Annotated in this window: 1 pseudogene; it reads right to left on the bottom strand. The window is 66.7% G+C overall.

What is annotated here, in order from left to right:
- Nucleotides 1–156: 156 nt before the first annotated feature.
- Nucleotides 157–357, bottom strand: a pseudogene (locus tag KZZ06_RS20205) (hypothetical protein); the annotation flags it as partial.

Here is a 357-nt window from a genome sequence, read left to right as displayed (position 1 = left end):
CGTTCACGGCCCGGTCCTGCCAACCGTAAATGGGCGAACAACCAACACGATGCTCTCTACCAAGAGATCCTGCGCGTGTGCGAGCTGCTGCCGGAGATCCATGTTCTCGGCCGCGAGAGCGAGAATCACACCGGCCGCGTCGCTCATACCAAACTCTCAGCCTGCCAAGCGACGCCACCATGGCTGGTGAGTAGCAGGCTCAGGCACCCGCGTCGCTGCCTCGTGCCAGCGGTCCCGGTCGCGCTCGGCCGCATCGAGGGCGGCCCGCAGGGCATCGAGTTGCGTCGACAGGATGTCCCGGTGAGTCGCGATCGCATCGTGCTCGGAGGCCCGGCTCAGGGCCTCTTCGAGCTGCGC

The sequence above is a fragment of the Sulfitobacter sp. CW3 genome (assembly GCF_019392245.1).
Classification (GTDB): Bacteria; Pseudomonadota; Alphaproteobacteria; order Rhodobacterales; family Rhodobacteraceae; genus Sulfitobacter.
Note: the sequence above shows the minus strand (reverse complement) of the source record. Positions and strands in the feature narration are given on the sequence as shown.